Annotated in this window: 22 protein-coding genes, 3 tRNA genes and 1 other RNA gene; 9 read left to right on the top strand and 17 right to left on the bottom strand. The window is 47.8% G+C overall.

Annotation, left to right across the window (positions count from 1 at the left end):
• Nucleotides 1–27: 27 nt before the first annotated feature.
• The 3 genes from rnpB to ACN0VA_RS13360 all read right to left on the bottom strand — a co-directional run bounded on the left by rnpB (nt 28) and on the right by ACN0VA_RS13360 (nt 2,002).
• An RNA gene (rnpB, locus tag ACN0VA_RS13370) (RNase P RNA component class A) lies at nt 28–415 on the bottom strand.
• A 28-nt stretch (nt 416–443) separates the two neighbouring features.
• Nucleotides 444–1,088, bottom strand: coding sequence for an N-acetylmuramoyl-L-alanine amidase (locus tag ACN0VA_RS13365; protein ID WP_417821641.1), 645 nt, complete (start codon nt 1,086–1,088; stop codon nt 444–446).
• Nucleotides 1,085–2,002, bottom strand: a complete 918-nt coding sequence (locus ACN0VA_RS13360; protein ID WP_417821640.1) for a LysR substrate-binding domain-containing protein — start codon at nt 2,000–2,002, stop codon at nt 1,085–1,087. Before ACN0VA_RS13360 ends, ACN0VA_RS13365 begins: the two co-directional genes overlap by 4 nt.
• A 130-nt stretch (nt 2,003–2,132) precedes the next feature.
• Between ACN0VA_RS13360 and ACN0VA_RS13355 the strand changes: the two genes are divergently transcribed.
• Nucleotides 2,133–2,321, top strand: a complete 189-nt coding sequence (locus ACN0VA_RS13355) for an RSP_7527 family protein (protein WP_417821639.1) — start codon at nt 2,133–2,135, stop codon at nt 2,319–2,321.
• A gap of 161 nt (nt 2,322–2,482) precedes the next feature.
• Here the strand turns inward: ACN0VA_RS13355 and ACN0VA_RS13350 are convergent, their stop codons facing one another.
• The 5 genes from ACN0VA_RS13350 to ACN0VA_RS13330 form a co-directional block, all read right to left on the bottom strand.
• Nucleotides 2,483–2,662, bottom strand: coding sequence for a DUF3012 domain-containing protein (locus tag ACN0VA_RS13350; RefSeq protein ID WP_188663025.1), 180 nt, complete (start codon nt 2,660–2,662; stop codon nt 2,483–2,485).
• A 14-nt stretch (nt 2,663–2,676) separates the two neighbouring features.
• Nucleotides 2,677–4,311: a cation:proton antiporter gene (locus tag ACN0VA_RS13345; RefSeq protein WP_417821638.1), complete on the bottom strand. Its 1,635-nt coding sequence runs from the start codon at nt 4,309–4,311 to the stop codon at nt 2,677–2,679.
• Nucleotides 4,312–4,372: 61 nt separating this feature from the next.
• Nucleotides 4,373–4,924, bottom strand: a complete 552-nt coding sequence (locus tag ACN0VA_RS13340) for a demethoxyubiquinone hydroxylase family protein (protein WP_417821637.1) — start codon at nt 4,922–4,924, stop codon at nt 4,373–4,375.
• A 26-nt stretch (nt 4,925–4,950) separates the two neighbouring features.
• Nucleotides 4,951–5,469 carry a disulfide bond formation protein B gene (locus ACN0VA_RS13335; RefSeq protein WP_417821636.1) on the bottom strand — a complete coding sequence of 173 codons (519 nt, stop codon included), beginning with the start codon at nt 5,467–5,469 and terminating at the stop codon, nt 4,951–4,953.
• A gap of 10 nt (nt 5,470–5,479) precedes the next feature.
• Complete coding sequence (locus tag ACN0VA_RS13330) at nt 5,480–6,061, bottom strand: YqaA family protein (RefSeq protein ID WP_417821635.1); 582 nt, start codon at nt 6,059–6,061, stop codon at nt 5,480–5,482.
• 276 nt (nt 6,062–6,337) lie between these two features.
• Between ACN0VA_RS13330 and ACN0VA_RS13325 the strand changes: the two genes are divergently transcribed.
• Nucleotides 6,338–6,424: transfer RNA gene (locus ACN0VA_RS13325), tRNA-Leu, on the top strand.
• 142 nt (nt 6,425–6,566) lie between these two features.
• Here ACN0VA_RS13325 and ACN0VA_RS13320 read toward each other — a convergent pair.
• Nucleotides 6,567–6,782 (bottom strand): hypothetical protein, encoded by a 216-nt coding sequence (locus ACN0VA_RS13320; protein WP_417821634.1) that lies wholly within the window; start codon nt 6,780–6,782, stop codon nt 6,567–6,569.
• A gap of 136 nt (nt 6,783–6,918) precedes the next feature.
• Between ACN0VA_RS13320 and ACN0VA_RS13315 the strand changes: the two genes are divergently transcribed.
• Together ACN0VA_RS13315 and ACN0VA_RS13310 are read left to right on the top strand one after the other, a co-directional pair.
• A complete protein-coding gene (locus tag ACN0VA_RS13315) occupies nt 6,919–7,605 on the top strand; it encodes a glutathione S-transferase N-terminal domain-containing protein (RefSeq protein ID WP_417821633.1) in 687 nt (228 codons plus the stop codon).
• Nucleotides 7,606–7,695: 90 nt separating this feature from the next.
• Nucleotides 7,696–7,788, top strand: a tRNA-Ser gene (locus tag ACN0VA_RS13310).
• Nucleotides 7,789–7,948: 160 nt separating this feature from the next.
• On the opposite strand, the gene ACN0VA_RS13305 is transcribed toward ACN0VA_RS13310, so the two are convergent.
• The 8 genes from ACN0VA_RS13305 to ACN0VA_RS13270 all read right to left on the bottom strand — a co-directional run bounded on the left by ACN0VA_RS13305 (nt 7,949) and on the right by ACN0VA_RS13270 (nt 14,463).
• Nucleotides 7,949–8,025, bottom strand: a tRNA-Arg gene (locus tag ACN0VA_RS13305).
• Nucleotides 8,026–8,173: 148 nt separating this feature from the next.
• On the bottom strand, nt 8,174–8,509 hold the full coding sequence (locus tag ACN0VA_RS13300; protein ID WP_417821632.1) for a DUF779 domain-containing protein: 336 nt from the start codon (nt 8,507–8,509) through the stop codon (nt 8,174–8,176).
• A gap of 87 nt (nt 8,510–8,596) precedes the next feature.
• Nucleotides 8,597–10,117 (bottom strand): aldehyde dehydrogenase, encoded by a 1,521-nt coding sequence (adh, locus tag ACN0VA_RS13295; protein WP_417821631.1) that lies wholly within the window; start codon nt 10,115–10,117, stop codon nt 8,597–8,599.
• Nucleotides 10,118–10,297: 180 nt separating this feature from the next.
• On the bottom strand, nt 10,298–10,828 hold the full coding sequence (locus tag ACN0VA_RS13290) for a rhodanese-like domain-containing protein (RefSeq protein WP_417821630.1): 531 nt from the start codon (nt 10,826–10,828) through the stop codon (nt 10,298–10,300).
• Complete coding sequence (locus ACN0VA_RS13285; RefSeq protein WP_417821629.1) at nt 10,825–11,613, bottom strand: ABC transporter permease; 789 nt, start codon at nt 11,611–11,613, stop codon at nt 10,825–10,827. The genes ACN0VA_RS13290 and ACN0VA_RS13285 overlap by 4 nt, the downstream gene beginning before the upstream one ends.
• A complete protein-coding gene (locus tag ACN0VA_RS13280) occupies nt 11,601–12,335 on the bottom strand; it encodes an ATP-binding cassette domain-containing protein (protein WP_417821628.1) in 735 nt (244 codons plus the stop codon). The genes ACN0VA_RS13285 and ACN0VA_RS13280 overlap by 13 nt, the downstream gene beginning before the upstream one ends.
• Nucleotides 12,332–13,297: a YVTN family beta-propeller repeat protein gene (locus ACN0VA_RS13275; protein ID WP_417821627.1), complete on the bottom strand. Its 966-nt coding sequence runs from the start codon at nt 13,295–13,297 to the stop codon at nt 12,332–12,334. Before ACN0VA_RS13275 ends, ACN0VA_RS13280 begins: the two co-directional genes overlap by 4 nt.
• Nucleotides 13,294–14,463 (bottom strand): ABC transporter substrate-binding protein, encoded by a 1,170-nt coding sequence (locus ACN0VA_RS13270; RefSeq protein WP_417821626.1) that lies wholly within the window; start codon nt 14,461–14,463, stop codon nt 13,294–13,296. Before ACN0VA_RS13270 ends, ACN0VA_RS13275 begins: the two co-directional genes overlap by 4 nt.
• Before the next feature lie 164 nt (nt 14,464–14,627).
• Here ACN0VA_RS13270 and ACN0VA_RS13265 point away from each other — a divergent pair, with 164 nt between their 5' ends.
• The 5 genes from ACN0VA_RS13265 (at nt 14,628) to ACN0VA_RS13245 (ending at nt 18,036) form a co-directional block, all read left to right on the top strand.
• A complete protein-coding gene (locus tag ACN0VA_RS13265; protein WP_417821625.1) occupies nt 14,628–15,050 on the top strand; it encodes a hypothetical protein in 423 nt (140 codons plus the stop codon).
• A gap of 6 nt (nt 15,051–15,056) precedes the next feature.
• Entirely contained in the window at nt 15,057–15,356 is a 300-nt protein-coding gene (locus tag ACN0VA_RS13260; protein WP_417821624.1) for a hypothetical protein, read from the top strand.
• A 209-nt stretch (nt 15,357–15,565) separates the two neighbouring features.
• Nucleotides 15,566–16,321 carry a substrate-binding periplasmic protein gene (locus ACN0VA_RS13255; RefSeq protein WP_417821623.1) on the top strand — a complete coding sequence of 252 codons (756 nt, stop codon included), beginning with the start codon at nt 15,566–15,568 and terminating at the stop codon, nt 16,319–16,321.
• 9 nt (nt 16,322–16,330) lie between these two features.
• A complete protein-coding gene (locus ACN0VA_RS13250; protein ID WP_417821622.1) occupies nt 16,331–17,095 on the top strand; it encodes a quinoprotein dehydrogenase-associated SoxYZ-like carrier in 765 nt (254 codons plus the stop codon).
• Nucleotides 17,096–17,133: 38 nt separating this feature from the next.
• Nucleotides 17,134–18,036: a quinoprotein relay system zinc metallohydrolase 1 gene (locus ACN0VA_RS13245; RefSeq protein WP_417821621.1), complete on the top strand. Its 903-nt coding sequence runs from the start codon at nt 17,134–17,136 to the stop codon at nt 18,034–18,036.
• Nucleotides 18,037–18,073: the final 37 nt, after the last annotated feature.

Below are 18,073 nucleotides of genomic sequence, written 5' to 3'. Positions count from 1 at the left end.
TATGCGGGCCATATGCGTTGAAGAAATAAAGTCAGGTGGTCTGTAAGCCGGGTTCTGTCCCCCTGTTTGCACAGGATGGATGATCATTCGTCTGGGACATTTGTTGCCAAACGCCTCGCGCGACACACCCGAACGGTAATGTGGATATGCATTTGCAGCCCGTTGAATCTGCCGTCCGTTCCTATTTGGTCTTGCTTCCGGTGGGGTTTACCATGCCTGTCCTATCGCTAGGCCAGCGGTGCGCTCTTACCGCACCCTTTCACCCTTACCCTTGTAAACAAAGGCGGTTTGCTTTCTGTGGCACTTTCCCTAAGGTCACCCTCGCCGGACGTTATCCGGCACCGTATATCCATGAAGCCCGGACTTTCCTCCCCATAGCCGTTACCAGCTATGGAGCGATCATCCAACCACCTGACTTTGCTTTGCTTAAGTGTAAAGGGGGGCTAGGTCAAGCAAATCCTGCTTAACGCTTGTTTTGTTCTATCATCAAGAACACCGCTGAGATGATTTGGGGTGAAGTGTCGTTGGAAAGCCAGAATACTATCTGTGCTTTCGTCTTCGTATCCTAGGTTTAGGAGATTGGTTTGGTGATTGTTTGAATCTAACCATAAACCAACACCGTTTTGCGCCAGTTTTTGCCACGGAAAAAGTTCACCGGGGTCTTGTTTACGGCGCGGGGCAACATCGCTGTGTCCGACGACATTGCGTGCCGGGATGGGATGACGGGCCAGTATGTCTTTGGATAATTGTATGACAGCATCGATTTGTAATGTGGGAAATGCACGATATCCCCATTCATGGCCGGGATTGACGATCTCAATACCGATAGAACGGGCGTTGATGTTTGTCTGTCCCCGCCAATAGGCAACGCCGGCATGCCATGCACGTTTATCTTCTGCGACCAATTGAGTAATGCTGCCATCTTCGTCAATCATGTAGTGGGCGCTGACTTTGGCTTGTGGGTCGCACATGCGTTCCAGTGCTGCATGGGCTGTTTTCATACCGGTGTAATGCAGGACCAGTATGTCAATGGGTGTATCCATCGGACGTTCATCAAAGTTAGGGGAGGGTGATGATGAAATTTTCATGTTTCGTATTGATCCCACGGTGGTATCGGACTGAGTTTTTCCAGGAGATAATCCAGAAAGACACGAAGTTTCGGCGCAACATAACGATTTTGCGGATAAATTGCCCAGAAATAAACCCGCGAAGGCGGTTCATAATCGCGTAAAATTTCCACCAAATCACCGCTTTGAATACGTTCCCCGCACAAAAGGGTCGCGAGACGGGCAATCCCAAGCCCTTGTAGGGCCGCATAATGGTGAGCCTCGCCATTATTGCTGAGGAAACTGCCGCTGACATGAATTAATTTTGGCCCCGGACAATTGATGAACGGCCAGTCATTCAAATAGGCAGGTTCGTTATAGGTGATGCAGTTGTGGTCCAACAATTCTTCCGGGGTTTGTGGTTCGCCGTATTTATCCAGATAGCTGGGGGCGGCGTAAACAATGCGACGCAATCGACAAATGCGTCGGGCGATCATGGAAGAATCGTAAAGTTCATCACCGATACGCAGTGCAACATCGTCGCCGGACTCCATTAAATCGACACGGTGATCCGATAAGTTCATTTCAATTTTGATATCGGGATAACGGTCTTTGAATTCGACCAGCAAGGGGGCGATGCGCCGGGCGCCCATGACAACAGGGGCGTTGACACGCAACAACCCGCGTGGACTGTCGCGCATACCGCCAACTTCGCTTTCGGCATTTTCAATATCCATTAAAATGCGTTGGCAATGTTCGAGGTAGCGTGCACCGGCTTCGGTCAAATGAATTTTACGAGTGGTGCGATTTAATAACCGGACACCAAGCCGATCTTCAAGGGCATTGATTTGTTTACTGACGGCGGAAGGTGTGAGGTGCAATGCACGCGCAGCAGAAGAAAAACTTCCTTCCTTTACAGCTTGTGTAAAGATATTCATTTGGGTTTCTTTGGTCATGCACCACCTATTTGTGAGTAAAATTCACAAGTCGTTTGCCAAAATAGTATATTATCATTTCTCAGGAAAAGAAATACATTGTTATTCATCGCAAGGATCAAAATGCGATTTGAAATGTAGGAGAAGAGATATGGATAAATATATGTTGCTCGAAGCAGAACCGTTGACCCAAAAAGACATCGATTTGGCGATCCAACGTGCGCGCGTCATGCGCTCTGAAGCAGCGTGGAATGTGTTTGCCACGATCTCAGCCTGGATTTCGAAGCAATTTCATTCAAACAATGCAGCAGGCGGTTCCGGCCTAGCGCATTCTTCTTAAATAGGCTGGCAAAACCTCCCCAACCTGACTGGCCTATCTAAGTCAAAAAACTGGAACACTAGACGTCCCCAATCTATGCCCTTTTGCAAACCTCCCACTTGCAGAAGGGCATTTTTTAAGCGCTTCCCCTCGAATAAACCGCGAGGGGAAGCGTTTTTTTATTAGAATACGCAGCTTTTGGCAAATTCTGCCGCTTCGTTTGCGCTCCAGTCCCCTTTGGGTTTTTCTTTTAAGTCTGCACACCATTCTTTTGAACCGACTTCCGGTGAACAGGCGGATAGTCCTGCAACACTGAGTGCAAGAACAGCAATCAAACAAAGTGTCTTAATCAATCGAGTCATAATATATATTTCCCTTATGCCTTAATTTGATCTGGCGTATCCTCACGGGGGAACATCAGAAATTTTTGCATTTGATTGGCTGTGCCCGTGCCAGCTTCTTCATAAATGTTGTAAACTTCGTCAATTTGCGCATCAAGCAATTTTTCAACGTCATCGCCATACTTGGCTGTTGCAACGAGGGGGCCTTTATAGCCATGTTCACGCAATTGTTCGGCTGCACGGATGTTTGCTTCACGGTTGGGCATGGCCAGCAAGATCAGATGAATGTCACTTTCATGATGCTGTACGCGTGACCAGAATTCCGGGTTGGAGGCGTCGCCTGTTATAACATTTCGGCCTTTCTTTATGTGACGTTCGACAACCCGATCATCTAAATCAATGCCTAGAATTTGGCCATCAACCTGATCATGCATCTCATCATAAACCGCGCTGCCAATCCGCCCCATCCCGAAAACCAGAATAGAATGACCGTGTAATCCGATGTCGCCGTCCCCGGATAGTCGTTTTGCGCTTTCAAATCGTTTTAAAAATTTCTGATAGGATTGGTAGATATTGTCTGCCATCAGGCTGAAAGGGGAGGCCAATACAAAAGAAGCCGAAACTGTGATGGCAATAATGGTTAGCCATTGCGAGGAAAGCCAACCGGAAGATATGGCAATGGCGGCAACAATTAAGCCGAATTCGCTATAATTCCCAAGCGACAAGGACGCCAATGTGCTGGCGCGTGAACGGACCCGGAATAAGGTGAACAACCGAAAGAACATAACGGTTTTGAAAGGGATGAGCAGCAACAGCAAAAGGGCACTGATCGCCGTTTCCCAAGTGGGTAGCCCGGTCAGACCGATGGTAAGAAAGAAACCGACCAGAAAGACTTCTTTGAAGCTGAGCAAAGTATTCGCCAGTTCTTTGGCCTTGCTGTGGTTGGAGATTAAAACCCCTACAACCAAAGCGCCTAAATCGCCTTTCATGCCAACTAATTCAAACAGGGAAGCGCCGCCAAGGGCGAGAACAAAGCCAAAGAGGGTGAGTAATTCTTTGTGTCCACTCCATTCAAGAAATTTATGCAGAAGGAAGCGCCCCGGAATCAGACCGAAAAGAGCCAAAGCCCAAATGGAAGGAACTTTACCGGCGGAGGCTGCCAGAAAAACAACGGCGACAATATCTTGCAGTACCAGAACGCCAATGGCAATTTGCCCGAAATGAGAGGTCAATGACGCCCGGTCTTCCAGCATTTTGACAGCGAAGACAGTGCTGGAAAAAGACAAGGCAAAAGCGATTAAAACCGCTGTACTGAATTCAATACCATCAAATGCAAACAGCCCGAGAGAGCCAAGGCTCAGCAGGAAAATAACGGTGAGTATAATCGACCCAAGCATATGCAGGCTGGTGGATGCCCATATCTCCGGCTTAAGCAGACTGCCGATGCGTAATTTCAAGCCGATTGTAAATAAAAGCAGTGTGACCCCTAAATCTGCAATGGCCCGCAGAAAACTATCACCTTCGATACCGATCAGATGAAGGATAAAACCGGCAACAAGAAACCCCACCATTGGAGGGAGCCTCAGTTGTTTGAATAACAACCCGAAGGCAAAAGCAATGGCGATCCATGCCGGGTCGCGGTGATCAATTGCGATAAGAAGGTCTTCCATCCATTATCCCTCAAAGGCGTGTATTTTTTACGGGTAAAGCTGTTATTGTTAAGGCGGGGGGTTAAAAGCGTTCAGAGACCCATATGGCGACTTTTGAACCTGATTTTATGGCTTTGGTGAGCAACCCGTAAGCCGGTGCCTGTTTCGCACCATGTTCATAACCGATATCGCGATGTTCGAGTTCTTCTTCTCTAAACTTTACAAATGTGTCGCGCAGTTCGGGTTCGTGATCGCCGAGTTCTTTGATTTGGTCGGCGTAATGCGCGTCAATGGTTTCTTCAACAGCAACAGTGCAGGCCATTGCTGCTTTTTCACCTAACAAGGCCGTTCCTGCACCCAAGGCAAAACCGGCCATATGCCAGATGGGGGTCATAAATGTCGGGCGTACGCGGCGTTGTGCAGCGATTTTATTAAAGGTGTCCAGATGGACTTCTTCCTGTTCCAACATGTGTTGAAGCAGGTCTTTTTTATCCCCTTTGCCCAAAACCGCCATTTGCCCTTTATAGATACGCACCGCACCATACTCACCCGCCTGATCCACACGGACCATGCGTTCAATCATTTCTTTATGGTTTAAGTCGCCGGGCATGCGACCTTTTGGGTGAGGGGTCATTCTTTATCTCGTCTGTTGTCACTGATTTATCGTGTATGCGCTTTAAGTTTACGCAAGATTGTCAGGCTCGTAAAGCAGGATAGGGCTAAAAACAGGCTGGCAATGGTATTGTAAACAGTAATCGAGATCCCAAACATGACCCAGTCTCGTGTATCGCAAGGTTTTAATGGCTCTGACATGATGGAAGCTTTCAGGTCTTCGAAACTCATGTTCAGGTTCTGGGCACCGCTACAGGCCGCTTGCCACCATTTTTCCTCGACCCCGAAATGATAAAAAGCCAAGGATCCGCCAATGAGGAAAGCAATGAGGCAACCAAATAAGGCCGCTTGCTGTGTAAATCCACCGGGCTTGCCGATAATGGCGAACAGGGCAAAAAGACCTGCTGCTGCATAAGGGATGCGTTGATAAAGGCAAAGGATACAGGGATCAATGCCCACAACATATTCAACAAAATAGGCTGTGCTGAGGGCAGCGATAGAAACCAGCAGAATAAATAAGCCGGGCAGTTTCGGGTTTTTGGAAATCTGTTGGATCAAGCTGTTCATATCAAGTGCCTTAATGCCAGAGTTTAATCAGGGCGAAACCGCCAACCAGAAGAATCACAAAAAGAAGTGTTAATTTCCCTAAGTGTTTTTCGATAAACAGACGAATGGGACTGCCAAATTTCCACAACAGGGCTGCGATGATAAAGAACCGCAGGCCCCGACCAACCAGAGACGCCAAGGTAAACGGAACGATATCCATTTGAGTGACACCGCTGGCAATCGTAAATAACTTGTAGGGAATGGGCGAGAAACCCGCAGAGAAAACGATCAGGACACCGTGTTCGTTATAGAGCTCTTTGACAGACTCGAATTTTTCAACCGCATTGTAAAATTCAAGAACGGCCTTGCCGATAGTTTCAAAAAATCCATACCCGATCCCATATCCTGCAATCCCGCCGAGAACAGAAGAAACGGTGCAAATAAATGCGATTTTCCACGCCTTATCCCGGGCCGCCAGAACCATCGGCAGAAGTAGGATATCCGGGGGCAGTGGAAAAAATGAGCTTTCCGCAAAGGATAAGATCGCCAGAAAAAACAAGGCATGTTTATGGGCGGCGAGTCCCATCATCCAGTCATAGGTTCGTTGCAGCACGTTACGTTTATCCTAAGCGTTTGCAAAAAAAGCTGTTTAGCAGTGGATTCTCTCTCTCGCAATGACTTATGGGCAGAGAAGATGGAAAAATTATGTCAAAATTTCCTGAATATAAAAAAAGCGTCTGTTTTCTGGTTTTTATGACTGTTTTTTTAAGGTTTTCGAGACCTCGATCTACAATCAAGCATCAATATTTTCAGAAAGTGAGAAAAAGCACTTGCAAGCTCGGGAATGACGAATTAAAAGGAGGGCAACCGAGCCCATAAAGGACACCGAGGCGGTGTGATGGAATTGGTAGACGTGAGGGATTCAAAATCCCTTGTCCGCAAGGACGTGCCGGTTCGACTCCGGCCACCGCTACCACTCTTCAGTCCTTTATATGGCTCGGTTTTTTATTATCCATTTCAAAAATGATAAATTGTCAAACACAGACAATTTTAGATTTGTACATCTGTCATCCCCGCGAAAAAGCGGGGACCCCGTCATAATATCGCAGGAAGCTGTTTTAGCGCTTTAAGCCGGAAGCTTCGCGTCCGCTTTCCGTGATCGTGGTTTTATGAAACCCGGCACCGAATTGGGAACGCTTGACCCAGCCGCGCTTTTCACATTCAATAACGGTACGTTCAAGGATTGTGTTGGAAATATCGTCGGCAACGGCAATGTCGCCGGACATGATCAGCAGTTCCAGCAGGAGCTTTTGTTGGGGCAGGACCTCGTTCATTGGGGAACCCTCTTGGATTGAAAAACAAACATTATTTAATAATTCCTGTGGAAATGTGAATTACATCATATTTATAGTACCACAATTGGATAATCTATCTGAAAAGTTGTTAACATTGCGATAATGGACAAGCAAAATGATTGATCTTTATTCTTGGCCGACACCCAATGGCCACAAAGTCCATATTATGCTGGAAGAGTGCGGCCTTGAGTATCAGGTGCACGGTATTGATATTGCCAAGGGGGATCAGTTCCAGCCTGATTTCCTGAAAATCAGCCCGAATAATAAAATTCCCGCTCTTATTGATCATAACGGACCAAATGGTCAGGAGATCAGTGTTTTTGAAAGCGGTGCGATCCTGATTTATCTGGCAGAAAAAACAAAGAGCGCGCTTTTGCCTCAAGACCCGATGAAACGTTATGAGGTACTGCAATGGTTGATGTTTCAGATGGGCGGGATCGGCCCGATGTTGGGACAGGCTCATCATTTCCGTATCTATGCGCCGGAAAAGGTGGAATATGGGATTGAACGCTACACCAAGGAAGCCGCCCGTCTTTATGGTGTGATGGAAAAAAGATTGAGCGAGGTAGATTATCTGGCCGGTGAATATTCCATCGCGGATATCGCCTGCATGCCGTGGATCCGATCTTATAAGAATCAGGGGCAAGAGTTGGATGATTATCCAAACTTGAAACGCTGGTTCCTGTCGATTAAAGAGCGCCCGGCGGTCCGTCGTGGGTTGGACGTGTTAAATGAACATACCCGCACAAAAGCTTATGATAAGGACGAGCTGAAAACCTTGTTTAACGTGGATAAAAAATAATTGTGAAATAAAACGTTTTGATCGTTGACAGGGCAGCCGTCTGTTTGTAGAAAACCCATCTCGAACGGACGGATGTTCGTTTTTACATATGGACAGTTGGGTGAGTCGGCTGAAACCACCTCCCTGCTAAGGAGGCATACCCTTTATCGGGTATCGAGGGTTCGAATCCCTCACTGTCCGCCACAAAAACCCGCTTCGGCTATTTGCTGAGGCGGGTTTTTTGCTTTTAAATCAATAATTATGCAAAACTTGATGAGGGGAACCTATCAGGTCGTGTAATAAAAAGAGGAAGGCGACTTTGCATTCTCTTTTTATAAAATTCAGGAATTATGATGAGGGAAAATGGCGCACCCGACAGGATTCGAACCTGTGACCTACGCCTTCGGAGGGCGTCACTCTATCCAGCTGAGCTACGGGTGCTTGTTAGATTTGGCGAGAACATACAAGACAGTTGAATGCGGGTAAAGCATGGAATCTATCCGGCCGGATGTTTTTTTAGTTATCAAGGCTAAATTGATTAAAAAATATGCCGCATTCGTGTTTGGTCCCGGTTTATGTGGATTTGGTGTTAGAGGGGGCAGCTTGCTTGCTTGCGATTGATAAAGCGCACCCCGTAAGGGGCTTCAAGGGAAAAGCCGCCGCCACGTCCGGGGGCGACATCCAAGCAAAACTGGTCATCGCCTTTAATATGCTGACTGAGGGTGTCGGCGACGTAAACAGGGGTTTCGTCCACCTGTCCAATTTGTATATCGCTTTCACCAAGAGTAAATTCACTAGCGATAAAGCACAGAGGTGCACTGCCGTCACAACAACCGCCGGAAATCAGGAAAATAAGCTTGCCATGTTCTGCCTTGAGTTTGTGTAAAATATCAAGGGCTTGGGGTGTTATTTCTAGTTGCATCATGGCAAAATCCTTATCCGAAAAAATAAAAAAAGCCGCAAAGAGGGTGGGGGGAGTCCCTCTTCACGGCCCTTAATAGGAAGGCTTGGCTTAGAAGAAACCCAAGGCGTTGTCGCTATAGCTGACCAACAGGTTCTTGGTTTGCTGATAGTGATTAAGCATCATTTTATGGGTTTCACGACCGATACCGGACTGTTTGTAACCGCCAAAAGCAGCATGTGCCGGATAGAGGTGATAACAATTGGTCCAGACGCGACCGGCTTTGATACCGCGCCCCATACGGAAGGCACGATTGCCATCACGTGACCAAACGCCGGCACCCAAACCGAAGGCGGTGTCATTGGCGATTTCCAGGGCTTCAGCTTCGTCTTTAAATGTGGTGACACTGACGACGGGGCCAAAAATTTCTTCCTGGAAGATACGCATTTTATTGTGTCCTTTCAGGATGGTCGGCTCCACATAGAAACCGTCTGCGTATTCGCCGCCCAACTGGGCTTGATTACCACCGCACAGAACTTCGGCCCCTTCGTTTTTGCCGATTTCAATATAGGACAGAATCTTATCAAGCTGTTCCTTAGACGCTTGCGCACCGATCATGGTGGAGCTGTCCAACGGATTGCCTTGCTTGATGCTTTTGACACGTTCGATCGCCCGTTCGATGAATTTTTCGTAGATGCTTTCCTGAATGAGAACGCGGCTGGGGCATGTGCAAACTTCGCCTTGGTTGAGGGCGAACATGGCAAAACCTTCCAAGGCTTTGTCGAAAAAGGCATCATCGGCGGACATAACATCTTCAAAGAAAATGTTTGGTGATTTACCACCCAATTCCAAGGTAACCGGAATGATGTTTTCAGACGCATATTGCATGATCAGGCGGCCTGTGCCGGTTTCACCGGTAAAGGCAACTTTGGCAATGCGTTTGCTGGTTGCCAGCGGTTTTCCGGCTTCCACACCAAAACCGTTGACGACGTTGAGCACGCCCTTGGGCAGGATATCTTTGATCAGATCCATCAAAACCATGATCGCCATTGGTGTTTGTTCCGCCGGTTTCAGAACTACGCAGTTACCAGCAGCCAAAGCCGGTGCAACTTTCCACGCAGCCATCAGCAGCGGGAAGTTCCACGGAATGATTTGACCGACAACACCCAGCGGTTCGTGGAAATGATAAGCATAAGTATCTGCGTCAATTTCTGCGATAGAACCTTCTTGTGCGCGGATACAGCCTGCGAAATAGCGGAAGTGATCAACCGCCAGTGGCAGGTCGGCGGCGGTGGTTTCACGGATCGGCTTTCCGTTGTCAATTGTTTCAGCCATCGCGAGCAAGGACAGGCGTTCTTCCATGCGATCCGCGATTTTATTTAAAACCTGTGCGCGTTCTGCCGGGGATGTTTTTGCCCAACCATCTTTGGCGGCATGCGCTGCGTCCAGTGCGCGTTCCACATCAGCCGCTTTGGACCGTGCAACTTCACAGATGACACCCCCGGTCACCGGGGAAATGTTATCAAAGTATGCGCCGTCAGCCGGTGCAACCCACTCGCCGCCGATGAAGTTGTCGTATTTGGTGCGAATGGCAACATCACCAGCCAATTCTTTTAAATCTTTTAATAGCATTTTATCTTCCTAGACTGTTTGAAGCAAACGCCTGATACGGGCGCCTGTACCTGTTAACTGGAAACGCCGTGACTTTTGCAGACACAACAATTCTGTAATGCCTGATTTGGGGCTTTGGGGAAACTCGACTTAAGTCGTATCTTTAGATGGTTTAGGTTTAATTTATTGGTTTTATTGAGTTTATTTTTTGATGGAAAAAGGAATAATTTCGGCCAACGGATAGCCTGCCTCTTGCCAGCCGTCTTTGCCATCGGCCAGCCAATAAACCGATTTATACCCCATGTGGGCGGCCCGTTTTGCGCCATTCCATGACATCCAACAGGATTTTAAGCAAAAGAAGATCAGTTTTGTCTGTTTATTCTGTGAACTGAGTTGCGCCAGCGCTTTTTGAAAATAGGTGTTTTGATCGGGCGTTAAAGCACCGCGCCCCACATCGGGAAGCCAATAACTGCCGGGAATAGAGGTGTGAGGTTTAACGCTGATCCACCCACCGTTTCGGGATTTTGTCAGGAATTTTCCAGATCCGATCACGTCAATGAAAACAGCGCCTTTGTCTTTTAGATGAACCGCTTGTTCGATACTGACGGTTTGTGCGCCGGGAACGTGGTCGGGAACAGGGGCCTTGTAACGGTTCATACGATATCCATCGGGGAGGGGTACAGTATTACAGGCCGCCAATATCATTAAGAACAGTAGGGAAAGGATTTTCATTTCGGACCTCGTTTATGAATGTGTGTCGGGTCGTACCCCCACAAGGCAATGCCGAGAAAAGCAAGACAAGAGAGCAGACAGATCCATAAGGCCTGCGTATTGAGCTGGGCATAAAAAGAAAAACGGATGAGTTCCACCGCATAGGTAAAGGGATTGAAGCGACAAAGCTGTGCGAGAAATGGGCTTGATTCCGAAATTTTCCAAATGGGGTACAAGGCGGAAGATAGAAAAAACATAGGGAAAATGACAAAGTTCATAATGCCCGCAAAATTTTCCAATTGCTTAATCCGGGAAGACAGGACCATCCCCAAGGCACCCAGCATTAGGCTGCTGACAATCAAAACAGGCAGAACCAACAAATAACCGGACGGTGGCAATTCAATGCCGAACCCAAAGGCAATGATCAGAAAAACGTAAACCTGAACAATGGAAACAAAGGCCCCAGCCAAGAGCTTGCCGAACAGGAGAAACCAACGCGGCATGGGGCTGGTTAACAGGACATGCATGCTGCCCATTTCGCGGTCATAGACCATAGACAGGGAGCTTTGCATGCCGTTAAACAACTGGATCATACCGACCAAGCCGGGCAAGATATAGACCTCATACGTGATATAGGTTTCATATGGCGCAATGATCGACACCCCCAAGGCCGCGCGAAAACCCGCAGCAAAGACGAACAACCACATCAAGGGGCGCACCAGTGCAGAAAAGAAACGTTCGTGTTGTTGTAAGAAACGCAAAAGTTCGCGGACAATCACGCCTTTTAGACAAATCAGGTAAGACATGTTTGCCCCCTTTGGGTCAAATCATTGAAGGTCTGCTCCAATGTGGGGGCGGCGAGTTCGTGTGCGGTTCCCTGTCCGGCTATTTGTCCGTTGTGTAAAATGATGGTTTGGTCATTTTCGCGAACCTCATCAATTAAATGTGTTGCCCAAAGGACGCTGGTACCGCGTTCCTGACACAGTTGATGGACATGCTCGACAAGGGTGCGCCGGGTTACGATATCCAGCCCCACACTGGCTTCGTCCAATAACAGGAGGGCGGGGTGATGAAGCAACGCACGGGCAATTTCGGCCCGTCTGCGATGCCCACCGTTTAACTGACGAACCTTTTCATGGCGCCTGTCGTACAGGTCTAAACGTTCCAATTCTTCTTGAATGCGTTGTTCGCCCAGTTTGTTTCCGATCCCGTGCAGGCTGGCAAAATATCGTAAGTTCTGAAGAATACTTAGGTCCAGATCCAAGGTTGTCTGTTGAAAAACAAACCCCATCAAAGCCAAGGCGGCGCGCGGTGTTTGTGCGATATCATATCCATGAATGAATAAATTTCCATGCGTCGGGCGGTTTAAGGCACTGGCTATGGCGAAAAATGTGCTTTTACCGGCGCCATTTGGCCCTAAAAGCGCACAAAAACATCCCGGTTCGATGTTAAAGGAAATATCTTTCAAGGCTTGCTTGACATTCGCATAAGTGAAAGACAGGTTTTGTGCGGATAACAATGCGGTCATGGTTTTACCGCAATGCCCCAAGGGTAGCGTCCGACTTTAATAGATTTCACCGCTTTCAGGTTTTGGGTGTCAATAAGGGTGACATCGCCACTGACCCCATTGGTGGTGAGCAATAATTTCTCATCTGGGCTGAATTCCAGATGCCAGACGCGTCGTCCAACCAGAATATATTTTTCCACCTCATAAGTTTTTCGATTAACGACGGCGACATGGTTTGCCGGACCAAGGGCAATATAAGCATATTTGCCATCATGGCTTAAACGCATGCCGACGGGTTGAACCCGGTCTTTATGAATGCCTTTAATGGCAAAGTTTATCTTTTTTATAATCTGTCGGTCTTTTACATCAATGACGGATACGGTGCCGCCAATTTCAGAAGAAACCCATAACAAGCTGTCGTCCTGTTCAAAAACGGCGTAGCGGGGACGTTGATCAACCAGTGTATTGTCAAACAGTTCATGGCTTTGGGTGTCGATCCAATGCACCATATTGGTCGTTTCAGACGTCGTAATGGCGATTTTACCGTTGTGGCTGACGGCCATGCCTTCGGGTTCCACGCCGACATCAATTTGGGCTAGAACTTGCGAGGTTTTGACATCGACAACCGTTGTCAGCGCATCGTCTTCGTTGGCAATATACAGTTTGCGGTCATCAGGATGCAGTGCAAATTGTTCCGGGTCGGCCCCAGATGGCAGCTCCCCTATTTTGGTCTCATTCACACTGTCGTAAATTTCCACCGTATCGTCGTTGGAGGTGCAGATATAAAGGCGCTTGTTGTCTTTGCTTAAAATAATACCGCGGGGGCGTTTGCCGACTTTAAAGGTCCGGGTGACTTTCATTTGATCCAGATCGAGAACGGAAACAGTGTTGTCTTTTTCATTGCTGATGAAAGCTGTAGAAGCCCATAAGTCACTGGCAATGATAGTTGAACCGAGAAGGGCCGCAAGGATCAGGCGTTTCATTTGATAAATTCCTTACATTTACTTTCAGGCTGATCAAAGCCAAGGGTGTCAAGTTCGCTATAGCGGTGCAAAAAACCCTCAATCGGGGCTTGTGTGACGAGGGAATGCGCAGCTGTTAATGCAATGGGTTGACGCAATTGACCGTTCCAAGGACGATAAGACAGTTTGCGTCCTTTAAATCCCGCCAGTTCAAACTGTTGGCTGCGCATAAAGTGGTTTAAAGTGGCGAAGTCTTTTGAATTTGTCCGGGTTGCTGCTTCCCCGATTGTACGTACCGCGGCCCAAGCGGCATAATCACGTGCGGTCATGGGGCGTTTGGCCTGTTTTTTAAAACGGTTTTGCAGTTGTAAGGCCCCCCATTGTTCCTGTGTCCAATACCATGCAGTGGGGAACAAGCCTTGCGTCCCGGCAACAGGGCGGGGATCAAAAGTTCGGTAAATCATATATTCCCCAAAATCACCCAGTTCATCGGCGACCATCAGGATGTCGTAATCTTTGCCTTGGGTGAGCAAGGGGATTTCCGCCTGTGCGCTACGATAGGCGTCACGTCCACCGTTCCAGATTTTTTCTGTAACGATTTTTGCACCGTACTTGCGCGCAGATGCTTTAAGAGATGTGGCAAATTTTTGGTCATCATCGTGGGGGCCTTGGATTAAAAACCAATCTTTCCAGCGTTTTTTGACCAGATATTGTGCCAAGGCATCCGTTAACATAGCCCGACTGGGTATGGTGTGGAGCAACCGGATATCGCACGCCTGTTGGCGCAAGGCATTGTCAGGGGCACGGCTGTTGAAAAAGAGTAAATCTTGATGTTCAGTCTGTTTTAAAACGCTCTGAAGGCTAACACTTGGAAGATCAAGCACAAACAAGTTATGACCTTTGGCGATGAGTCCATCAATGGCTTGTTGTAGGTTTGCGTCCTCTGCCAAAGTGATTGTTTCCAACGTAAATTTCTGTTTTAGGAAACGTCCGGTCGTATTGTTGTCTTGCAGGGCGAGCAAAGCCCCCTGTACCCCAAGATCATCAGGCGGTTCAATCAAATTGGACAGGACTGGCGGGTGTTCTACATTTTGCGACACAAAGGCGATGGAAATTGTTTCTACCTGTTTGGCTGAGGTTGGAAACGTCAGGCCTAATACTGCGATAAGGCAGAGCAAAAAACGCATGAAACCTGGCTCCCATTATTGCGTGAACGAACCGGCAGTCCGGTATGCTTGCTATTAGAGCAACGTGACGGAAGCTTGAAAATTCGACCTTTGTCGAATGGCGGAGGCAAGGACGGATTGTTAGCGTTATCCAAACGAAATAAATTTCAACAGGGATGAGTTAGATGAAACGTTTCAGTGTTTTGGCATTTTGCCTTGTTGTTCTCAGTACATCTGCTTTTGCGGAAGGGTATTTGGCACGAAAGGCTGTGAAGCTACCGGATCTTGTGTTGGGGACGGACGAAGCGGGTTACCAGGTGAGCCAGAAGCAATATGATCTTAAAACAGGAACGGCTTATCGGCTGAAAATTGTCAGTACCGGGCGCAAGCCTTATGCATTACGCAGCGCAGATTTTTTTGATTTTATCTGGTTGCGCAAAGTTGAGGCCGGCGAAATGGAGATCAAGGCATCCCATCTGTATGAGCTTGAATTTGAAGAAGAAAGCGAAGCTGAGATTTTCTTTGTTCCGATCAAACCGGGTATCTACAAACTGTACGCGGCAGGGTTGGAAGAAAAGGGCACATTTACCTCAATTCATGTGAAGTAGTGACCCATGAAACGGATATATCTCTCGCTTTTGATCCTTGTTGTGATGATGGGGCAGGCCAAGGCGGGCAATCTGATCATCCATAATAAAACGGACCGGCAAGTGAAAGTGTCTTCTGTTGGCGGCGCTGGGCGCATTGAAGGTGGGCAAACAAAATCAATTGCCTTTGCCAATGAAGAAAGGGTCGCGACCATCAATATCTGGTGGATGAACAATGCCCGACAGCTGTGTCAGATCGTTACCCCGTGGGAACGGACAATCATTGTGACAGGTCGTAAGGAAATAAAATGTTTATCCAGAAAATGATTCCTTCTCGCCTAAAGTCGAATATCGGGCATGGCGGCAATTTGTTAAGGTCCTTGTATCTGAAGTTGCTTAAGCCTCAACCTCAGACGCATAAAGCCTCTGGCAGTGCGAACCTGTTGAAGGGGCTTTTAGCTCCCCTAACATTACTTGTATGCGCAAACCCAACTCCCGGGTTTGCGCTTTCTTTTGATGATATCCAGGACCGTGGTGTGATTTCCGTTGCCGTCTACCGCGACTTTGCACCGTTTTCTTATCGTGAAAACGGGCAGGCAAAAGGGGTGGATGTGGAGATCGCACAGGTTATTGCGAATGGGTTAGGCGTGCGTTTGGATTTGTTTGAGTTGAGCGCAGATGAGAATGTTGACGATGATTTGCGCAATGCCATCTGGAAAGGGCATTATCTGGACCGCAAGAAGGCCGATATCATGTTGCATGTCCCTTATGACAATGAACTGGCCCGGCGCAACGATTTAGTTGTCCTGTTTGCGCCTTACTACCGCGAAGACATGGTCGTTGCCCGTGATATTAAAAAATTAGGCAAGGATGCGACCTTGGGACATTTTCGTTATGAAAAAATAGCCGTCGAATTAGACAGTCTAGCCGATATTTATTTAAGTGCGGCATTTGGCGGTAGTGTTCGAAATAACGTTCTGCATTTCCCAACTATTCAAGAAGCGGCCGATCAGGCAATTGCGCAAAAAGCGTTTGGATTGATGGGACCGCGTAGCGTGGTGGAAGCTGCCTTGGGTGCACATATGGCCCAATATGATATCGGTAAAATACCGACACCGGGCCTGTCGCGGGAAAGCTGGTTATTGGGTTTGGCGGTTAAAAACGATTACCGCCAGTTGGGATATGCGGTCGGGGATATTATTGCCGCGATGGTTCTGGATGGGCGAATGAAGGCGCTGTTTGAAAAATACGGACTGACCTACACCCCGCCGCCTGCAAGCTTTTATAATTAGGAGGCAGTTATGCCTTATTTATTGGTTCTTTCGTTCTTGTTAACGGTACTTTCCTTTTCTGCACAAGCGGGCAATATTGCCAAAGATCCGTTTAATTCACCAATGTGGGAATATATGGCAGAAGAAACGTTTGGGGAAAATGCAACGGTTATTGTGGATGAAAATCTCAAGATTTTTGCCCCGACCAATGCGGAAAGCAATTTTCAGGTTCCTGTTTCTGTGGATGCGTCCGCATTGGGAAAGGTGGAAGAGATCGTTTTGATGACGGATCTTAACCCCTTTCCAATTGCAGTGCGTTTTTTCCCCATGCAGGCCAAACCTTATTTTGCAACACGGGTGAAATTGAATGAAGGCAGCGTCATTCATGCAATCGCCAAAACACCGGATGGTGTCTGGCGTATGAATGGTACGTTTGTCAGTGCACAAGGTGGTGGATGTACGACAGGACCGCAACAAACGGCACAGGCCGACTGGGCTGATCATTTATTAGAGGCAAAAGGTCGTATGTGGCAGCGTGGCGATAGCGAACGTATCCGCGTGAGCCTGCGTCACCCGATGGATACGGGCCTGTCCGGGGATGTCCCGGTTTTTATCATCGAAGAGATTAATTTTAAAGATGCCAACGGATTATTGCTAAGCCGTTTTGAACTGAAAGAACCGATCAGTGAAAACCCGGTTCTGACACTTGATTTTCCCAAGGGGACAGCGCCGTTGCGTATTTCAGGGCGAGACAACAATGCCAACGAATTTGATGTTGAAGTGGGGACAAGATGATGAGATGGGGAATATGGTGTGTGGTATGGGGCGTATTGATGTCTTTTGCTCACAACAGCATGGCTGAGGATTTATCTTATGATTTGAAGGCGCAAAAAGTTGGGGACGGGGTCTATGTGTTCATTGGCAGCACGGATCATTTCAATCGCGAAAACGGTGGTAATATCGTCAATACTGGTTTCTTAATTGGTGAAACGGGCGTGGTGGTTATCGACACTGGCCCCTCTTTAAAATACGGTAATGAAATGCGTGCGGCGATTGGCGCAATAACGCCAAAACCCGTTCGCCATGTGATTATTACCCATCATCACCCCGATCATTTTTTAGGGAACCTGGCGTTTGATGATGCCCAAATATGGGCGATGGATGAAACCATTCAGGCCATAAACCGTGAAGGTGAAGGCCTGCTGGAAAACATGTATCGCATGGTCGGGGACTGGATGATTGACACAACGCTTGTCAAACCCGGTCATTCCATCAACCAATCCCATATGGACCTGTCAGGGCGCACAATACAGTTCATGCCGCTTCAAGGGCATACAAAAGGCGATTTAGCAGTTTTTGACCAGAAAAGCGGTGTGCTGTTTACCGGGGATTTGGCGTTTCATAATCGCACACCCACAACACCCCATGCCGATATTGCACAATGGATGCGTGCTTTGGAACAGCTGGAAAAACATTCTTATAATGTTGTTGTACCCGGTCATGGGCCGGTGGAACGTGACGGTCGTTCATTTAAGCAGACGCTGGATTATCTGGGCTGGTTGCAAAAGACATTGTATCAGGCGGCAGAAAATGGCCTTGAAATGACCGAGGTTATGCGTCTGGATATCCCGCAACGTTTTCAATCTTTGTCTGTGGCGCGTGCGGAGTTTGTGCGTTCCGTTGCTTACCTGTGGCCAAGCGTTGTCGAAGAGACTTTGCCACGCCTTTACGACTAAAGTTGAAGGCCAAAAGTGCTTTAAAACCGCTGTAAAT

It is taken from the genome of Terasakiella sp., assembly GCF_048267425.1.
Lineage (GTDB): Bacteria > Pseudomonadota > Alphaproteobacteria > Rhodospirillales > Terasakiellaceae > Terasakiella.
Note: the sequence above shows the minus strand (reverse complement) of the source record. Positions and strands in the feature narration are given on the sequence as shown.